Consider the following 17,797-nt stretch of genomic DNA (forward strand, 5'->3'; position numbering starts at 1 on the left):
TTTGGCATCCAGGGGATCATCACGGGAGAAACATGATGGCACGACTGACGACGACGATCCTCTTGGTAGGCGCGCTCGCCGCGAGCACCGCCTGTTCGAAGAAGCGCCCCGCGGTGCTGCCCCCCGCGGCGGGTGAGGCACCGCCGCCCGCGTATCAGGACCCGAACGGCGGGTTGAACGGTGGCGCAGGCGCAGTGACGCCGGGATCGTCGGCCGATTTCAAGCGGTCGGTGACGAGCGACACGGTGCTGTTCGGGCTCGACCAATATGACATCGACAGCGAGGCGCGCGCGGTGCTCGACACGCAGGTGCAGTGGCTGACGCGCTATCCGAACGTACGCGTTACGATCGAGGGTCACGCCGACGAGCGCGGTACGCGCGAATACAATCTCGCGCTGGGCGATCGTCGCGCCAATGCGGCGAAGAACTATCTCGCCGCGCGCGGTATCTCGTCGGCGCGGATCAGCGTCATCAGCTACGGCAAGGAACGCCCGGTCGCGCTCGGTTCGGACGAGGCGAGCTACGCGCAGAACCGCCGCGCGGTTACCGTGGTGGTCAACTGATCATCTGACACCGCGTCCGTCATCCCGGACCGAGTCCGGGGTGACGGTGGCGACGGCGGGTAGCGACGGCAGGGGGCGGTCAGCCCTTCAATGCCCAGCGCAGCACGCCCCCCATGCCGTTCGCGCTCATGCGGACGGCGGGGCGCGCGAGCGCGGGCAGGCTGCGGCCGTGCAGCGCCTGCGCCCAGGGCGGCAGGAGATCGATCGCGGCGGCGACCGCGAGGTTCATCGCCGAAGTGGTCGCCTTGTCCTCGCCGGGCGCGAGCAGCGCCGCCGCTACCTCGCGCGTGCGGTGATCGGCGCGCAGTTCGGGGCGGACCCGGATGAAATAAGCGTCGATCGCGGCGCGGGTATGCGGCACGTCGGTAGCACCCAGCGCTTCGGCGATCGTCGCGGTTTCGGCGACGTAACGTTCTTGGTCGGCGGCACTCATGCCGGCGTCGCGGTAGCGCAGATAGGCGCGCAGGAAGCTGTCGGTTTCGGCGACGTGGACCCAGGTGAGCAGTGCGGGGTCGTTGGCGGTGTAGGGCGTGCCGTCGGGCAGCGTGCCGGCGATGCGATCGTGGATGCGGCGGACCTGCGCGATCGACGCCTCGGCAGTCGCGGTCGAGCCGAAGGTCGTCGCGGCGATGAAGCGCGCGGTGCGTTTCAACCGGCCGTGGCGGTCGTCGCGAAACCCCGAATGATCCCACACGCCTGCCAGCGCCAGCGGGTGGAGCATCTGCAGCAACAGCGCCGAGATGCCGCCGATCATCATGGCGGAGAAATCGCCGTGGACGCGCCACGCGGCGGACGCGGGGCCGAACAGCCCGTCATCCCCCGGCGGGCGCGTCAGGTCGACCTCGCCCGAGCCGACCAGCGCGCGCACCCGGGTGGCGAGTGCGGCGCGAACGTCGATCAGGGGCGAGAGGAAACGGGGCGAGGGTTCAGGCCTCGGTCGCGGCGGCGGGCTTGCGGCCGCGGCGCGTGGCCGGTGCGGCCTCGGCGTCACCGGTCGGCTCGGCTGCGGTCCGCTTCTCGCCCGCCTTGCGGCCCAGGCCGATCTTCTTCGCCATGTCGCGGCGCGCTTCCGAGTAATTCTCGGCGACCATCGGATAGTCCGCCTTCAGGCCGTAGCGCTGACGATACTCGTCCGGGGTCAGGCCCTGACCCGCAAGGTGGCGGCGCAAGGTCTTGTACGGCTTGCCGTCGATCAGCGAGATGATGTGATCCTTGGACGCCAAGGACTTACGCACCGACACCGCGGGCGTATATTCGGCCTGCGGCTCCTCGGTGCTTTCGGGCGCGCCGGTGCCGGTCAGATTGCTCACGGCCTGATGCATCTGCTGCAGGAAGGCGGGGACGTCTTCACTGGCGGCGCGGGTGTTGGGATTGGAAAGCCAGGCGATGGTCAGCTCCGTTGCAAGCTCTACCGTGTTGTTGGTCGTCACGTCGTCGTTCACTTCGCCTGGCTCCTTGTGTTCATCGGCACAGATAACACTGGATCGATCAGCGTCAATATATCCGGTTGTAAAAATCAACATAAGTGTGCCGCAGTAAAACGATTAATCTTCGCTAATCTCCGCGACGGCAAGACGTGAGAAAGACGAGCGGCAGTTCTGTGGCTTGTCCAAGTCGTTCATCGTGCACGGATTTGCGCGATATATGCGCCGATTTGCGCTTGCGCGGCCGGAAAGCGGGCGTCAGGATCGCTGCCACAACGATAACGGGGGCAGGGAATGAATACGGGGCGCGCCGGACGGGCGCTGGGGATGCTGGCGGGCGTCGCATTGATGCTGCCGGCGTGCACGCAAGGAAGCGCGCGGCCGCGAAGCGCGTCGAACGACGCGGCGGCCCGGAAGGCGCCGGCGAAGCCCTATTCGCGCGATCCGTTCCCCTCAACCTATCATGCCTATCCCGGTGTCCCGACGCTGTTGACCAACGTCACGGTGTTCGACGGCGAGGGCAATCGGATCGAGCGCGGGCAGGTGCTGTTCGCCAACGGCAAGATCGTCGCGGTCGGGCAGAGCGTGTCGGCGCCCGCGGGGGTGACGACGATCGACGGCACCGGCAAGTTCGTGACGCCCGGGATCGTCGACATCCACAGCCACCTGGGCGATTATCCGAGCCCGCAGATCCGCGCGCTGTCGGACGGGAACGAGGCGACCGCGCCCGTCACCGCCGACGTCTGGGCCGAACATAGCGTCTGGCCGCAGGATCCGGGGTTCAGCCGCGCGCTGGCGAACGGCGGGGTGACGACGCTGCAGATCCTGCCCGGCTCCGCCAATCTGTTCGGCGGGCGCAGCGTGGTGCTGAAGAACGTCTACGCGCGCACGGCGCAGGGGATGAAGTTCCCCGGCGCTCCCTATGGCCTGAAGATGGCGTGCGGCGAGAACCCGAAGCGCGTGTATGGATCGAAGGGGCGCGAGCCGTCGACGCGGATGGGCAACATCGCGGTCGATCGCGCGACCTGGGCGCGGGCGGCGGCGTACAAGCGCAAGTGGGACAAGTATGACGCCGACGGCGGCGACATGCCTGACCGCGACATCGCGATGGATACGCTGCGCGGCGTGCTGTCGGGCGAGATCCTGGTGCAGAACCACTGCTACCGCGCCGACGAGATGGCCAACGTGCTCGATATGGCCAAGGAGTTCGGCTACCATGTCGAGGCGTTCCACCACGCGGTCGAGGCGTACAAGATCGCCGATCTGTTGAAAGCCAACAACACCTGCGCCGCGGTCTGGGCCGACTGGTACGGGTTCAAGATGGAAAGCTACGACGGGATCGGCGAGAACCTCGCGATCCTGGAAAAGTCGGGCGCGTGCGGGATGATCCATTCCGACGACGAGAACGGCATCCAGCGGTTGAACCAGGAAGTCGCCAAGGTGCTCGCCTCCGCGCGCCACGCAGGCATCGAGATCAGCGACGCGGCGGCGTGGAAGTGGCTGTCGCTCAACCCCGCCAAGTCGCTCCACATCGCCGACAAGACGGGCAGCCTCGTTGCCGGCAAGATGGCCGACGTGGTGCTGTGGAACGGCAATCCGTTCAGCGTCTATACCCGGCCCGAGAAGGTGTGGATCGACGGCGCGATGCTGTACGACGCGGACAATCCGCGATTGCGGCCGGTGAGCGACTTCGAGCTTGGCCAGCCGGGTTCGGGAGACGTCAAGTGAAGCGCGCCGCCATCCACATCGCACCGCGCCGTTCGCGCTTCCTCACCACGGTCGGCATCGCCTGTGCAATGGCCGGGGCCTTCATCGGCTGGCACGCGTCGGCGCAAACCGTCGCGATCACCGGTGGTACCGTCGCGATCGGTGACGGCTCGGCGCCGATTCCAGGCGGTACCGTCGTGGTGCAGAACGGCCGGGTCGTCGCCGCCGGGCGCGGGGTCGCGGTGCCCGCGGGTGCGCAGGTGATCGACGCGACGGGCAAATGGGTCGCGCCCGGTTTCGTGGCGGGCTTCTCGAACCTGGGGCTGGAAGATGCCGCGGGGGTCGAGGAAAGCAACGACGTGACCGCGCGGCAATCGCCGTTCAACGCCGCGATCGACATCGCGCCCGCGATCAACCCGTCGAGCGTGCTGATCGCGAACGAGCGGCTGGGCGGGGTGACGCGCGCGATCGTCTCGCCGCGTACCGCGGGCTCGATCTTCGCAGGGCAGGGCGCGGTGATCGGGCTGGGCGGCGACGCCGACGCGGTGATCCGCCCGCGCGCGTTCCAATATGTCGAACTGGGCGAGGAAGGCGCACAGCAGGCGGGGGGCAGCCGCCCCGCCGCTTATGCCGCGCTTCGCGACGCCTTCGCGCAGGCGCAGGATTATCGCCGCAACCCCGCCGCGTTCGACGGGCGCGGGCGCGACGCGCTGATCAAGCGCGGCGACGCGCAGGCGCTGGTGCAGGTGCTCGACGGACGCGTGCCGCTGCTGGTCCACGTCGAGCGCGCGAGCGATATCCGCGCGGTGCTGTCGTTGAAGCGCGATTACCCGCAGGTGAAGCTGGTGCTGGTCGGGGTCGCCGAGGGCTGGCTGGTCGCGCGCGAGATCGCGGCGGCGCGCGTGCCCGTCATCGCGCAGGCGCTCGCCGACCTGCCCGCCTCATTCGAGCAGGTCGCGGCGACCGAATCGAACGTCGGACGGATGTCGGCGGCGGGGGTGACGGTGGCGCTGTCCACGCTCGGCTACAATGACGCGCCGGGCGAGCATGTCGTGAAGCAGTTCGCGGGCAATCTGGTCGCGATCACGCGCGTGCCGGGTGCAACCGGGCTCGACTGGGGTCACGCGCTCGCCAGCATCACCAGCGGACCGGCGGCGGCGCTGGGGATGGACGGCGAGATCGGTTCGCTTCGCGCCGGCCGCCGCGGCGACGTGGTGATGTGGGACGGCGATCCGCTGGAATTGTCGTCGAAGCCGGTCGCGATCTGGATCGACGGCAAGCCGCAACCGATGCGATCGCGCCAGACCGAGCTGCGCGACCGGTACCTGACCCCGACCGAGGGCGCGCTGCCCAAGGCGTACGAGCGGCGTTGAGCCAAGGGGTGACACGGCCGGGCGGCGCGGGCGTCGCTCGGCCAGGTTACTTATCTGCATCAAATAATGTCGCGCCGCATTCTTCGTGCGGCGCGTGGGAGCGGATCGCGGCGGGCGCCGTTTGGATGCGCGTGGACGCGGTTCGAGAACCCCGCGTGCGCGGGAGAATTCCATGTCGCGGACCCTTGAACAGCGCCACGAGCCTTCGATCGCCGCACCCGATGCGACGGTGCCGCCGCACGTCGAAGCCGAATTGCGCGCGGAGCAGCCGATCCAGGCGCCCGCGCTGCACCCCAAGGCGATGAAGGCGGCGGATGTGTTTCGCAAGCTCGAGCTCGAGCTTCACCCCGACCCGTCGCGCACCGTCGTCCGCCCGTTCTCGTTCGGCTATCCCGAGGCGTTCGCCGACGGGCGCACGCCGCGCGTCAAGGCGGCGGTCGAGCGGCTGCTGGCGCTGTCGCCCGAGATGCGCGAGCGGATGCGCGCGCTCTTGATGGGGCCGATGTGCGAGCGGCATCGCGGCGTGACCGAGACGTTCCTGCGCCGCTACGACGCGATGCGCGACGAGATCGGCGATCCGTGCACCGATGAAACCGACCGGCTGCTCGTCGGCGCGTATTTCAGCCAAGAATATGCGTTCGAATCCGCCGCATTGTTCAACCCCAGCGTAGTCGCCTTGCCCGACCAGGGCGGCGTGACCGCCGGATCGATCCGCTTCCTGATGTCGCTGCGCGGGATCGGCGAAGGGCATATCTCCTCGGTCACGTTCCGCACCGGCGAATGGGACGGTGCCGACCGCGTGACGCTCGACCCGCCGAGCAGCAACGGCGTGCCCCCGCAGGTCGAGCCGCACGACGACGGCTGGGTCCGGCTGATCTGCGAGGACAGCCAAGACGTGTCGGAAACGGTAATCTTCCCCGTGCTGCCGAGCCAGCGGCAGGGGATCGAGGATCTGCGGCTGGTCAATTTCACCGACGACGACGGGACGCGCAGCATTCTGGGCACCTATACCGCGTTCGACGGCAAGGACGCGCGGCAGGAGATGCTGCGCGGCGTCGACCTGCGCACGGTCGAGATGCGCGCGCTCCAGGGGCGGATGACGGGTTACAAGGGGATGGCGCTGTTCCCGCGGCGGATCGACGGCAAGTTCGTGATGCTCGGGCGGCAGGACAGCGAGAACATCTGGCTGCTGCGGTCCGACGACATGGACGTGTGGGAAACGGGCGAGATCATCATGACGCCCAAATATCCGTGGGAGTTCGTCCAGCTCGGCAATTGCGGCTCCCCGATCGAGCTCGACGAGGGCTGGCTCGTCTTCACGCACGGCGTCGGCATGGTGCGCGGTTACTGCGTCGGCGCGTGCCTGCTCGACAAGGACGACCCATCGAAGGTGCTGAAGCGCACCCCGTCGCCGCTCTTGTTCCCGAGCGCCGAGCAGCGCGGCGGTTACGTCCCCAACGTCACCTACAGCTGCGGCGGGCTGCTCCACGGGCGGCGGGTGCTGCTGCCCTACGCAATCGGCGACGAATATAGCGCGATTGCGGTGGGCGAAGTCGACGATATCCTGGCGGTGATGGAGCCGGCCTGACGTTGGCACGGGGCGGCTGCATCGCCCCGCACATTGTTGCTTGATCTTTGCCGTCGGCGCGCGCAGGCGCGCGCTCCGATGCGACCGATTCCTTCCGCGATGGGCATGGCTGCGCTGGCAAGTGCCGTTTTCGCCGCGTTGCCGGCGACCGCGCAGCAGGAAGATTTTCAGGCGTGGGAACAGCTCAACGTCGTGCTGCCGGTCGCGACGGGCGTGCGCGTGACGGGCGAGCAGATCGCGCGGACGAGCGACCGGCAGGGCGGGATCTACACGACCGAATACGGCGTCCTCGTCGGTGTCCAGATCGCGAAGGGGATCGAGCTGGGCGGGGGCTATCGCCGGGTCGGGTTCTTCAACGGCAACACCGGCGCCGACGAGGATCGCCTGCGCCAGCAGATCGTCATCGCGCGTGGGCGATGGGCGGGGCGGCTGCGGCTCGACGAGCGGTTCCATCCGGGCGGGCGCGAGATCGGTTTCCGCATTCGCCCGCTGCTGCGGTACAACGTGCCCGTCGGGCGGCAGGGCCTGTCGCTGTTCGCGAGCCACGAAAGCTTCTTCCTGCCCAATTCGACCGTGTGGGGCCAGCGCGCGGGCTATGAGCGGATGCGCAACATCGCAGGCTTCACCGTGCCGATCGGCAAGGCGGTGAGCACGGACATCGGTTATCTGAACCAGTACCGTTTCGCGAGGGATGGCGAGCGGCCGCAGATGGACCATGCGGTCACGCTGCAGGTGACCGTCAACCTCGACAAGCTGGGCGTGACGCTGCTCCACGATTGATCGCCGATTGGAGCCGCGCGTGGCGGGCATCCTCGTACTGGCTCTGGCGCGGCGGCGGCGCTAAGGCGGGCGCGACGTGTTACAGCCCCTTTTTCCCGCATGACTGCCGAATTCGGCCTGGCCGCGCTCTGGTTCGCCGCGACGCTGGCGGTGTTGCAGATCGCGCTGTCGGTGATCGCGCTCAGGCGCGTGCGCGCAGATGTCGCGGCGGCGATGCGGCCCGTCGCGATCGTGCAGGGCGCGCTGGTCGCGGTCGCGATGGCGGCGCTGATCGCGTGCTTCCTCGGCTCCGACATGTCGGTCGCGCTGGTCGCGGCGAACAGCCATTCGGCGAAGCCGTGGCTGTATAAGTTCGCGGGCGCGTGGGGCAATCACGAGGGCTCGATGCTGCTGTGGGTGACGATCCTGGGGCTGGCGGGTGCGGCGGTCGCGCAGTTCGAGCGGCGGCTGCCCGAGCGGACCCTGATCGCGACGCTGGGCGCGCAGGCGGCGATCGCGCTGGGGTTCTACGCGTTCCTGCTGATCGCCTCCAATCCGTTCGCGCGCGCCGATCCGGCACCGCGCGACGGCGCGGGGCTGAACCCGCTGCTGCAGGACCCGGGGCTCGCGTTCCACCCGCCGACGCTCTACGCCGGTTATGTCGGATTGTCGGTTGCCTTCTCGTTCGCGGTCGGCGCGCTCGTCACGCGCGACGTCGGGCCGGTGTTCGCGCGCGCGATGCGGCCGTGGGTGCTGGGCGCGTGGGTTTTCCTGACGCTGGGGATCACTGCGGGGTCGTACTGGGCCTATTACGAGCTCGGCTGGGGCGGTTGGTGGTTCTGGGACCCGACCGAGAATGCGAGCCTGATGCCGTGGCTGGCGGCGACCGCGCTGCTTCACTCGGTCAGCGTGCTGGCGACGCGCGACGGTTTGCGCGCCTGGACGATCATGCTGGCGGTGGTCGCCTTCTCGATGAGCATGATCGGCACGTTCCTGGTGCGATCGGGCATTCTGACGAGCGTCCACGCCTTCGCGGTCGACCCGACGCGCGGCAGCTTCATCCTTGCGTTGCTGGTGATCTACATCGGCGGCGCGCTGGCGCTGTTCGGCGCGCGCGTCGGGACGGTCAGGCAGGGGAAATTGTTCGATCCGTTGAGCCGCGAGGCATCGCTGGTCGTCAACAACCTGCTGCTGTCGGTGATCCTGGGGGTCGTGCTGATCGGCACCTTCTACCCGATCGTCGCGGGCGCGTGGGGCGTGCAATTGTCGGTCGGCGCGCCGTTCTTCGACAAGACGGTCGGGCCGCTCGCGCTCATTCTGGTCGCGGTGATGGCGGCGGGGCCCTTGATGCGGTGGCGGCGCGACGAGGCCGCGGCGGTGATCGAGCGGCTGCAATGGCCGATCGCGGCGGCACTGTTCGCGGGCGTCGGCGTCTTCGTGCTCGGCGGGTGGATCGGCGTGCTGCCGACCGCAGGTATCGCGCTGGCTGGCGGGCTGGCGGTGGCGAGCGTCGCCCCGCTCGCGAAGCGCAACCTGCGCCGCGCGCCGCTGACGCTGTGGGGGATGGTGATCGCGCATCTGGGCGTGGCGGTGAGCCTCGCAGGAATGGCGGCGTCGAGCGCGTTCACGACCGAGCGGCTGGCGGCGGTCTACGTCGGTGACCCGGTGCAGGTGGCGGGGTTCACGGTAACGCTGGACGGGGTGCGCCCGGTGATCGGCGACAATTGGACCGCGCTGGAGGCAAAGCTGTCGGTGCGCGAGGGCGACGACGCGCCGTTCGTGCTTGCCCCGCAGGTGCGGTATTTCACCACGCCAGTGACGACCACCAACGAGAGCGCGATCGCGACGCTGGCGGGCGGGCAGCTCTATACGGTGCTGGGCGCATTGGGTGACGACGGGCGCTGGCAGTTGCGATTGTGGTGGAAGCCGTTCGTGACGCTGATCTGGCTGGGCGGCGCGATGATCGCGGCAGGCGGCGCCTTGTCGATCGTCGGGCATCAGCGGCGCGGGTGGCAGCGGCGCCGACGCCGCGCCGAGCAGGAATGGTGGGCGTGAAGCGCTGGCTCGTCTGGTTGCCGCTGTGCGCGTTCGGCATCATCGTCGTGGTGGTGATGTGGGGGCTGTACCTCCCCGCCGACCGCACGGTCTATTCGGCGATGGCCGGCAAGCCGCTGCCCGCGTTCAACCTGCCGCCCGCGGTCGCGGGCAAGCCGGGGCTGTCGGACAGGGATTTCCGCCAGGGTAAGCCGCGGCTGCTCAACGTGTTCGCGAGCTGGTGCATCCCCTGCATCGCCGAGGCGCCGCAATTGCTGACGCTGAAGGCGGCGGGGGTCGCGATCGACGCGGTCGCGATCCGCGATACCGGGCCCGCAATCACCGCGTTCCTGCGCCGCAACGGTGATCCGTACGCGCGGATCGGCGACGATGCCACCAGCCGGCTGCAACTGGCACTCGGCTCGTCGGGTGTGCCTGAGACGTTCGTCGTCGACGGGCAGGGCGTGATCCGGATGCAGCACGTCGGTGACATCCGCGCGGAGGATGTCGCCAAGCTGCAACAGGCGCTGGCCGAGGCGGAGCGGGGGGAGTGACGCGGCGCGTCCTCGTGGCGCTCGCGCTCGTTGCGGCACCGGTCGCGGCGCAGCGTCCTCCCGCCGCGCTCGCCTACACGCAGCTTCGCAATCCGGCGCAGGAGGCCGAGGCGCGCGCGCTGATGGAAACGCTGCGCTGTCTCGTCTGTCAGGGGCAGTCGATCGCCGATTCGGACGCCGACATGGCGGGCGACATGCGCGCATTGGTACGGCAGCGGATCGCGGGCGGCGAGCGGCCCGAGCAGGTGCGCCAGTGGCTGATCGCGCGCTACGGCGATTACGTGACGTTCGATCCGCCGGTCGGGGGCACGACATGGCCGTTGTGGCTCGCGCCGATCGTGCTGCTGGGGGTGGGCGTGCTGATCGCGCGCATCTCGTTCCGCCGCCGCTGAAAAGCTCTTGCGCGCGCGACGATCGCGCTTAGTCTCGCCACAACAAAAGTTACGGTAGGCGGCAGGCCTGCCGGGCGAGGAGGAGAGCCGCATGCATCTGGTCAGCGACCATATCGTTGAGGGGCGACCGGGCCCGAACTTTCCGCAGGTCTATCCGACCCTGCCCGGCGTGCGGTTAACCGACATCCGCGCCTTCACCAGCGGGCAGCCGTGGGCCGATTACGCCGCGATGCGCGAACAGGCGCCGGTGATGTGGCACGAGGGACCGCGCACCGGCGGCGCGGCGGCGGGCGTCGGGTTCTGGGCGGTGACCGGATACGAGGACGTGAAGCGCGTCAACGGCGATCCCGACACCTTTTCATCGGAGGCGGGCGGCATCCTGATGGGGCTGGGGCCGGAGGAGACGCGGCACCCGTTGCTGTTCTCGGCCTCGACCAACTCGATGATCAACCTCGACGGGCGACCGCACCGGCAGCTTCGCAAGGAGCATATGCCTTATTTCACCGCGGCCTATATGAAGGGCCTGCGCGCGCGCGTCAGGGCCGAGGTGACGCGGTTGCTCGACGCGATGGCGCCGCTCGGCAAGTGCGATTTCGTCGAGAAGTTCGCGCAGCGGCTGCCGATCTTCACGTTGTGCGAGATGCTGGGCGTGCCCGCGGAGGACCGCGAGCGCTTCGTCGGCTGGATCCATTTCCTCGAGCTCGCGCAGCAGGTCGCGGCCGAGCAGATCGAACAGCTCGCCGGAATGTCCGAGCCGAGCCCGCAGATCGCGGCGTTCATCGAGCTGTTCAACAAGAACGTCGGCGAGATGTTCGAGTACGGCCGCGACATGCTGGCGAAGCGCCGCGCCGATCCGCAGGACGATCTGATGAGCGCGATCGCCAACGCCGAGGTCGAGGGCGAGCGGCTGCCGGGCGAGTATCTCGACGGCGCGTGGCTGTTGATCGTGTTCGCGGGCAACGACACGACGCGCAACACGCTGTCGGGCGCGATGAAGCTGTTCACCGAACATCCCGAGCAGAATGCGCGGTTGCAGGCGGACGGCAGCCTGCTGACCAACGCGGTGCACGAGATAACGCGGCTGGTGTCACCGGTGATCTACATGCGGCGCACCGCGACCCGCGACGTCGAGCTGGGCGGGCAGATGATCGCCGCGGGCGAGAAGGTGATCATGTATTATGGCGCGGCGAACCGCGATCCCGCGATGTTCCCCGACCCCGACCGTTTCGACATCGCGCGCGCGAACGCGGAGCGGAACATCGCATTCGGTTACGGCCCGCACCTGTGCATCGGGCGGATGACCGCGCAGGTGCAACTGGAGGAAGCGTACCGGCAGATTTTCGCGCGGTTCCCCGACATCCACTGGTCGGGCGGGATCGACATCGCGCCCAACAATTTCGTCCACGCACTGCGGCGGCTGGAGGTGGCATTCACGCCCGAGCGGCAGGCACGCGCGGCCTGAGCGGGCCGCGCGCGGACGATCCGCCGCGCGCGTTACAACGCGCCGGCGAGAATCGCGCGGGTGCCGCGGTGGGTCGAATCGTATTCGACGATCGTGTCGAGGCTCTGCGCCATCGCGCGGATCAGCTTGGTGCCGACGCCCGTCCCCTTGGGCACCGCATCGCCGATGCCGACGCCGTCATCCTCGACCGACAGGCGGAAGCGCGTGTCGCCGTCGCGGGTCAGCGCAACGCGAACCTCGCCCGGCCCATGCGGATAGGCGTATTTGCACGCGTTGCTGACCAGTTCGGTGACGATCACGCCCAACGACACCGCGCGGTCGGTCGGCAGCCGCACCGGCTCGGCCGCGAGCTTCAGCGCGCGCGGAGTCGCGGGCGTCGACCAGGTCGCGGTGAGCTCGTCGATCAGCGCGGTCAGATATTCGTGCATGTCGACGCTCTCCACCGCGTCGCCGGTGTAGAGGCGGCGGTGGACCTGCGCGATCGCGGTGATGCGGCGCTGCGTATCCTCAAGCGCGGCGCGCGCGGCAGGATCGGTCAACGCGCTCGATTGCAGCCGCACCATCGCCGAGACGAGCTGGAGCGAGTTGGCGACGCGGTGGTTGACCTCGGCGAGCAGAGCCTCGAGCCGCGCGTTGCTGGCGCGCAGATCCTCCTCGGCACGCAGCGTCTGCTGTTCGAGCGCGCGGCGTTCGATCACCTGCGCGAAGCTCGCGTCGAGCAGGTCGAAGAAATCCTCGCCCGGCGTCTTCACGACATAGTCGGCGGCGCCCGCGCGCAACGCGGCGATCGCGACGCGGCTCTCCTCCGACCCGGTGACGTAGACGATCGCGGGCGCGTCGGGCAGCGCGCGCAGCCGCGCGAGCGTTTCCAGCCCATCGATCCCGGGCATGTAATGGTCGACCGCGACGAGATCGAACCGTTCGCTCGCCGCCGCGGCGATCCCCGCCTCGCCGCCGTCCGCCGTCGTCACCGCGTAGCCGCGGCGTTCGAGCGCGCGCGACACCAGCCGGCGGATGCCGGCGTCATCGTCGATGTAGAGGACGCGGCGCAGGCTCACGCGCGATCAGCGCCCGTCGTCGATGTTGGGCACCTGGATCACCGACAGGAACAGCCCGAGCTGGCGGATCGCCTGCGCAAAACTTTCGTAATTGACGGGTTTGGTGATGTAGACGTTGGCGCCCAGATCGTAGCAGCGCTGGATCTCGACCTTGTCATCGGTGGTGGTCAGCACGACGACGGGGGTGCGGCGGACCGGCCCGTCGCTGCCCTTGATCCGCGACAGGATGTCGGTGCCGCTCATGTCGGGAAGGTTCAGGTCGAGCAGGACGAGTGCGGGGCCGTTGCGCTGCGGGCCGTCCTCGGCGTTGAAGAGGTAATCGAGCGCGGTCGTGCCGTCAGTGAAGTGGCGGATCTCGTTCAGGATGCCGGCGCGGCGGATGTTCTTCTCGATCAGGCGCGCGTGGCCCTCGTCGTCCTCGATCATCACGATGTTGACGGATTGAGGATTGGGGGCGTTCATTCGGATCGGTCCTGCGGTTCGAGCGAGAGCGGAAGCGTTAGGCGGAAGGTGGCCCCTTCGCCAAGTGTCGAAGAAACCTCGATATGTCCGCCGAGACGAAACACGAGTGCGCGGACGGTGGCAAGCCCGATGCCTTCGCCGGGGCGATCCTGGGTGCCCGAACGGCGGAACAGGTCGAACACGCGCGCGTGGTCGCGCGGATCGATGCCGCGGCCGTTGTCGGCGACCTCGATGATCGCGCGCGCGCCGAGCCGGCGCCCGCGCACGACGATGCGGCCGGGCACGCCGGGTTTCAGATACTTGACCGCATTGTCGACGAGATTGGAGAGAATCTGGTCGATCGAGAACCGGTCGCTGACGAGGTCGGGCATCGGTTGCTCGATCACCAGTTCGGTATCGGCCTCGGTCAACCGGTGGGTCATCGCGTCGCGGATATTCTCGAACAGCGCGACCATGTCGATCGGCTCGGGGGAGAGCACGCGGCGCCCCTGACGCGACAGCATCAGGATCGCGTTGATCAACCGGTCCATCTTCTGCGTCGAGGTGCGGATGAAGCTGATCGCCTCGGGCAAATCCTCGCGCACCGCGAGCCGCGCCTCCTCGCCGACGAGCTGGGGCGCCTCCGCCTCGGCGCGGTCGATCAGCGCGGTGAGCGACTGGGTCGATGCCTCGAGCTCGGCGGTGAACCCCATCACGTTGACGAGCGGGGAGCGCAGATCGTGGCTGACGATATAGGCGAACCGCTGGATCTCCTCGTTCGCGCGCGTCAGATCGGCGGTGCGATCGGCGACGATCGCCTCGAGGTTGGCGTTCAGGTCGTTGAGCGTGTCACGCGATCGCGTGAGGTCGCGGGTGTAGGTCAGCACGGCCGCGAGCGAGACCGCGGCGACGACGAGGAGCAGCACGCCCGTCAGCGCGAGCATGATGTAGAAGGCGTTGACCGCCTTTTTCAGATCGCGGTCGCGTTGGTCGAGCAGCGTCCGTTCGATCGCGACCATGCGCTCCATCGTGCGGCGGACGCCGACCATCGGGCGCGACGCGGTTTCGTCGTGGAACAATGCGCGCGCCTGCTCGACCTGTCCGGCATCGATGAGCGCGATCGAGCGTGCGCGCGCCTGCGCGATCGGGGCGAGCTGCCGGTTCAATGCGGCGACGTTGCGACGTTGCAGCGCGTTGTCGGCGACGAGTGCGCTCAGCGCGGCGAGCTGCCCTGGGAGGGCGCGTGCCGCGTTCAGGTGGATCGTCCGCAAGAGCGGCACGTCGGGCGCCAGCAGATAGCCGCGGCGCGTCGTCTCGCCCTCCTCGATCAGGCGGCGCAGGTCGATGATCGCATTCTCGACCCGGTAGGTATGCTCGACCCAGCGCGCGTGGCCCTGATTGCGCTGCGTCATCCACGCCGCCGCGATCCCCGCGGCAACGAGCGCGAGGAAGCCGATCGACATCAGCGCGGTGAGCCGCTTGCCGATCGGGCTTTCGGTAGGCGACACGAACAGGGTGGACGAGCGGGCCATCGCCACGCGCGTTAGACTGCGAAGCGGACCTTTCACAAGCGGAATGGTCGCCGACACGCCAACGTGAAGCGCGGAGCCAGCCCGATAGTTACATCAAGCAGTTACGCGCGAGGGTTACAGCAGCAGTTCCTGCGCGGTGGCGCGCCCGACATGGCCGCCGCCGCGACGCCGCGCCATCTCGGTCTCGGCGGTGAAGCGGATGTCGGGATCGCGGTCGGTCATGAACTTGACGAGGCTTTCTTCCTCGATCTCGCGCCATTCCTTGCCGCGGTCGGGGCCGTAGCGGACGCGCGGCAGCAGGCCTGGCTCGTTCGACCATTCGACCAGTTGCGCGACGCTCGCCTCGTTCAACTGGTCACGCACGTGATGCGCGGTGACATAGGCGTCGGGAAAGGCGCGGTGCGCGGGCAGGCCGCGTTCGTGCTCCAGCCCGTAAGGCTTGCGCCAGTAACGCAGCACCTGGTTGGAGAAGGACGGGCTGTCGGGCCAGAGCCGCAGCGCGCATTTCCACGTGCAGATCCAGTCGGCGCTGCGCGTGAAGGCGGGGGTGCAGAACTGCTCCTCGAACGCGGCGCGGTGCGCGGCGAGTGCGACGCGGCGGGGGTAGGGGTCGAGCACCTGACGCGCGACGTCGTGCCAATAGGGGGCGTCGGCGACATCCTCGTCGCGGATATGGTGGATCGCCTGCGTCACCGGGGGCATCGGGCGACCGGGATTGACGAGGATGTTGCCACCCTCGCCGTACAATTCCCAGCGGCCGTCCTCGCCCAGTGCCACGTCCTGCCAGCCGACCTCGCACACCGCGTGCGCGGGCGGTGCGGAGCCGGTGGTTTCCAGATCGATGACGCGGACGATCTGCGGCTGCGGGCGGGGGCGAGTGGTGAAGCTGGACACGGATAGGTAAATGGGCGCTCAGGCGCGCGAATACCACCATACGGCCGCGCGCACGGTGCGCGTCGCGCGGCCGGTGACCTCGAGATGGCGCAGGTGCGCGAGCGCCTCTCCGGTCGCCATGCCGATCACGTCGGGTCCGATCGGGCGGCGGAACAGCTGGCCGAAGCAATCGACCGCGCGGCGCGGCTCGGTCATGAACGCGACCAGCGCGTCGAGCCGGTCGCGATGTTCCCGCTCCAGCGCGTCGAGCCGCGCGTGCAGGCCGTGGAACGGGTCGCCGTGGCCGGGCAGGACGAGCAGGTCGTCGGGCAGTTGCCGGAACCGCGCGATCGAGGACAGCCAGTCGCCGAGCGGATCGGCGCAGGGCTCACCCGCGTGGAGCGAGATGTTGGAGCTGATCCGCGGCAGCACCTGATCGCCCGCGATCAGGATGCGGCGGTCGTAATCGACGAGGCAGGCGTGCTCGGGCGAGTGGCCGCTGCCGACCACGACGTGCCATTCGGCGTCGCCGATGCGCAGCACCTCGCCGTCCTGGATGCGGGTGTAGCCGAGCGGCAGGCGCGCGATCATCTTGGCGAAGCGCGCGAACCCGCCCTTGCTCGCCTCGGCGATCTGCGCGTCGTCCCAGCCCGCGCCGCGCCAGAACGCGACCTGTTCGTCGGGCACCGTCTCACGCGCGTCCGACGACAGCATCCGCGCGGTCAGCCATTCGGTGCGCGTCATCAGGATCGGGGCATCGTCGAAGCGGCGCGACAGCCAGCCCGCGAGCCCCAGGTGATCGGGGTGCATGTGGGTGCAGAGGATCCGCGCGATCCGTTCGCCCGCGAGTTGCCCGTCGAGGATCGTGCGCCACGCCTCGGTCGTGCGCGGGCTGGCGGTGCCGGTGTCGATCGCGAGCAGCGCGGGGCCAGCGGCGTCGTGGTCGTCGAGGATCAGTCCGTTGACGTGTTTGAGCGGGCCCGACATCGGCACCCGCCACCAGCGGATGCCGGGTGCGATGGTCACCAGTTCGCCGGCGCGCGGCGCGCGGTCACCGAAGGGATAGGTCAGGCCCGCCGCGCTGGTCGGGATCAATCCCTCGTCGCCGATCAGTCCGCGCTGGTGATGTGTCGCCATGCCGCCGACGCTAGCGGGCGCGGGCGGGGCGCGTCACGCAGATAATGAAGCGGGCGGCTTAATCCGTGCGGGCGATGCCGCGCCTCTCGTGTCGGCAGCGATGCAAACGAGAAGAGCCGCGAGGCGGGGTTTTCCGCTCGCGGCTTCTTAACTTTGCGTCGCTCCGCGCGGTTCAGCGGCGGAACGGATCCTCGAACGCCGGGCGCGCGGTGGCGCCCTCGTCGTAACCGTTCTCGATGTTCTCGGCATCGCGCGCGGCCTGATCGCGCTCGGCGCGCAGCGACGCGATCAGCGCCTGACGATCACCGTCGAGGCGGGTGTCGGTCTGCTGCTGCTCGATCCCCGCCGCCTTCGCCGCCTTGTTGACCGCGGCGTCGAGTTCGCGCTGACTGGTGAGCCCGAGCGTGACGGGGTCCTTCGGCGTGATGTTGGCGATGTTCCAGTGGCTGCGGTCGCGGATCGCGGCGATCGTCGTGCGCGTCGTGCCGATCAGCTGTGAAATCTGCCCATCCGAAATCTCGGGATGGTTGCGGATGATCCAGGCGATGCCGTCGGGCTTGTCCTGCCGCTTCGACACCGGCGTGTAGCGCGGGCCCTTGGTGCGGCGGACCTGCTCGGGACCCTTGGTCATCTGCATGCGGTAATTGGGGTCGGCCTGCGCGCGGTCGACCTCTTCCTGCGTCACCTCGTGCGCGCGGATCGGATCGCGGCCCGTGAGCTTGGTCGCGGCGGTATCGTCCGCGATCGCCTGCACCTCGAGGATGTGGAGACCGCAGAAGTCGGCGATCTGCTCGAAGGAGAGCGCGGTATTGTCGACCAGCCAGGAAGCGGTGGCGTGGGGCATGAGCGGCTGGGCCATGCGGGAACTCCATAAATGCAAAGGGCCGCCCCTTACCGGAG

17 protein-coding genes are annotated in these 17,797 nt (G+C 68.8%); 9 read left to right on the top strand and 8 right to left on the bottom strand.

Translation table 11 applies throughout. The annotated features are described in order from the left end of the window. Positions 1-35: 35 nt before the first annotated feature. A complete protein-coding gene (gene pal, locus KZ810_RS01545) occupies positions 36-563 on the top strand; it encodes a peptidoglycan-associated lipoprotein Pal (RefSeq protein WP_219767243.1) in 528 nt (175 codons plus the stop codon). Positions 564-642: 79 nt separating this feature from the next. On the opposite strand, the gene KZ810_RS01550 is transcribed toward pal, so the two are convergent. Both KZ810_RS01550 and KZ810_RS01555 read right to left on the bottom strand, forming a co-directional pair. Further along, positions 643-1,431 carry an oxygenase MpaB family protein gene (locus KZ810_RS01550; protein ID WP_308461461.1) on the bottom strand — a complete coding sequence of 263 codons (789 nt, stop codon included), beginning with the start codon at positions 1,429-1,431 and terminating at the stop codon, positions 643-645. Between the two features lie 58 nt (positions 1,432-1,489). Beyond that, complete coding sequence (locus KZ810_RS01555; RefSeq protein WP_308461462.1) at positions 1,490-2,005, bottom strand: Ros/MucR family transcriptional regulator; 516 nt, start codon at positions 2,003-2,005, stop codon at positions 1,490-1,492. A 309-nt stretch (positions 2,006-2,314) separates the two neighbouring features. Between KZ810_RS01555 and KZ810_RS01560 the strand changes: the two genes are divergently transcribed. The 8 genes from KZ810_RS01560 to KZ810_RS01595 all read left to right on the top strand — a co-directional run bounded on the left by KZ810_RS01560 (position 2,315) and on the right by KZ810_RS01595 (position 11,856). After that, a complete protein-coding gene (locus KZ810_RS01560) occupies positions 2,315-3,715 on the top strand; it encodes an amidohydrolase (protein ID WP_219767697.1) in 1,401 nt (466 codons plus the stop codon). Positions 3,716-3,783: 68 nt separating this feature from the next. Beyond that, positions 3,784-5,067, top strand: a complete 1,284-nt coding sequence (locus KZ810_RS01565) for an amidohydrolase family protein (RefSeq protein WP_219767698.1) — start codon at positions 3,784-3,786, stop codon at positions 5,065-5,067. 301 nt (positions 5,068-5,368) lie between these two features. After that, the gene (locus KZ810_RS01570; RefSeq protein ID WP_219767699.1) at positions 5,369-6,655 is read left to right on the top strand and encodes a glycoside hydrolase family 130 protein; all 1,287 of its coding nucleotides are present in this window, start codon (positions 5,369-5,371) and stop codon (positions 6,653-6,655) included. A gap of 105 nt (positions 6,656-6,760) precedes the next feature. Beyond that, positions 6,761-7,435 carry a DUF2490 domain-containing protein gene (locus KZ810_RS01575; RefSeq protein ID WP_258044276.1) on the top strand — a complete coding sequence of 225 codons (675 nt, stop codon included), beginning with the start codon at positions 6,761-6,763 and terminating at the stop codon, positions 7,433-7,435. A 99-nt stretch (positions 7,436-7,534) separates the two neighbouring features. After that, the gene (locus KZ810_RS01580; protein WP_219767246.1) at positions 7,535-9,469 is read left to right on the top strand and encodes a heme lyase CcmF/NrfE family subunit; all 1,935 of its coding nucleotides are present in this window, start codon (positions 7,535-7,537) and stop codon (positions 9,467-9,469) included. Further along, complete coding sequence (locus KZ810_RS01585; RefSeq protein ID WP_219767247.1) at positions 9,466-10,002, top strand: DsbE family thiol:disulfide interchange protein; 537 nt, start codon at positions 9,466-9,468, stop codon at positions 10,000-10,002. Before KZ810_RS01580 ends, KZ810_RS01585 begins: the two co-directional genes overlap by 4 nt. Then, positions 9,999-10,394 (top strand): cytochrome c-type biogenesis protein, encoded by a 396-nt coding sequence (locus tag KZ810_RS01590; RefSeq protein WP_219767248.1) that lies wholly within the window; start codon positions 9,999-10,001, stop codon positions 10,392-10,394. The genes KZ810_RS01585 and KZ810_RS01590 overlap by 4 nt, the downstream gene beginning before the upstream one ends. 91 nt (positions 10,395-10,485) lie before the next feature. Beyond that, a complete protein-coding gene (locus KZ810_RS01595) occupies positions 10,486-11,856 on the top strand; it encodes a cytochrome P450 (RefSeq protein WP_219767249.1) in 1,371 nt (456 codons plus the stop codon). 32 nt (positions 11,857-11,888) lie between these two features. Here the strand turns inward: KZ810_RS01595 and KZ810_RS01600 are convergent, their stop codons facing one another. From KZ810_RS01600 to KZ810_RS01625, 6 genes are all read right to left on the bottom strand, one after another. Further along, the gene (locus KZ810_RS01600; protein WP_219767250.1) at positions 11,889-12,914 is read right to left on the bottom strand and encodes a sensor histidine kinase; all 1,026 of its coding nucleotides are present in this window, start codon (positions 12,912-12,914) and stop codon (positions 11,889-11,891) included. Positions 12,915-12,920: 6 nt separating this feature from the next. After that, positions 12,921-13,376, bottom strand: a complete 456-nt coding sequence (locus KZ810_RS01605; RefSeq protein WP_219767251.1) for a response regulator — start codon at positions 13,374-13,376, stop codon at positions 12,921-12,923. Continuing rightward, the gene (locus tag KZ810_RS01610) at positions 13,373-14,887 is read right to left on the bottom strand and encodes a sensor histidine kinase (protein ID WP_219767252.1); all 1,515 of its coding nucleotides are present in this window, start codon (positions 14,885-14,887) and stop codon (positions 13,373-13,375) included. The genes KZ810_RS01605 and KZ810_RS01610 overlap by 4 nt, the downstream gene beginning before the upstream one ends. Positions 14,888-15,001: 114 nt before the next feature. Further along, positions 15,002-15,781: a 3'-5' exonuclease gene (locus KZ810_RS01615; protein ID WP_308461463.1), complete on the bottom strand. Its 780-nt coding sequence runs from the start codon at positions 15,779-15,781 to the stop codon at positions 15,002-15,004. A gap of 18 nt (positions 15,782-15,799) precedes the next feature. Further along, entirely contained in the window at positions 15,800-16,897 is a 1,098-nt protein-coding gene (locus KZ810_RS01620; protein ID WP_219767253.1) for an MBL fold metallo-hydrolase, read from the bottom strand. Between the two features lie 172 nt (positions 16,898-17,069). Then, positions 17,070-17,756 carry a DUF1013 domain-containing protein gene (locus tag KZ810_RS01625; protein WP_219767254.1) on the bottom strand — a complete coding sequence of 229 codons (687 nt, stop codon included), beginning with the start codon at positions 17,754-17,756 and terminating at the stop codon, positions 17,070-17,072. Positions 17,757-17,797: the final 41 nt, after the last annotated feature.

Source organism: Sphingomonas citricola (assembly GCF_019429535.1).
GTDB lineage: Bacteria > Pseudomonadota > Alphaproteobacteria > Sphingomonadales > Sphingomonadaceae > Sphingomonas > Sphingomonas citricola.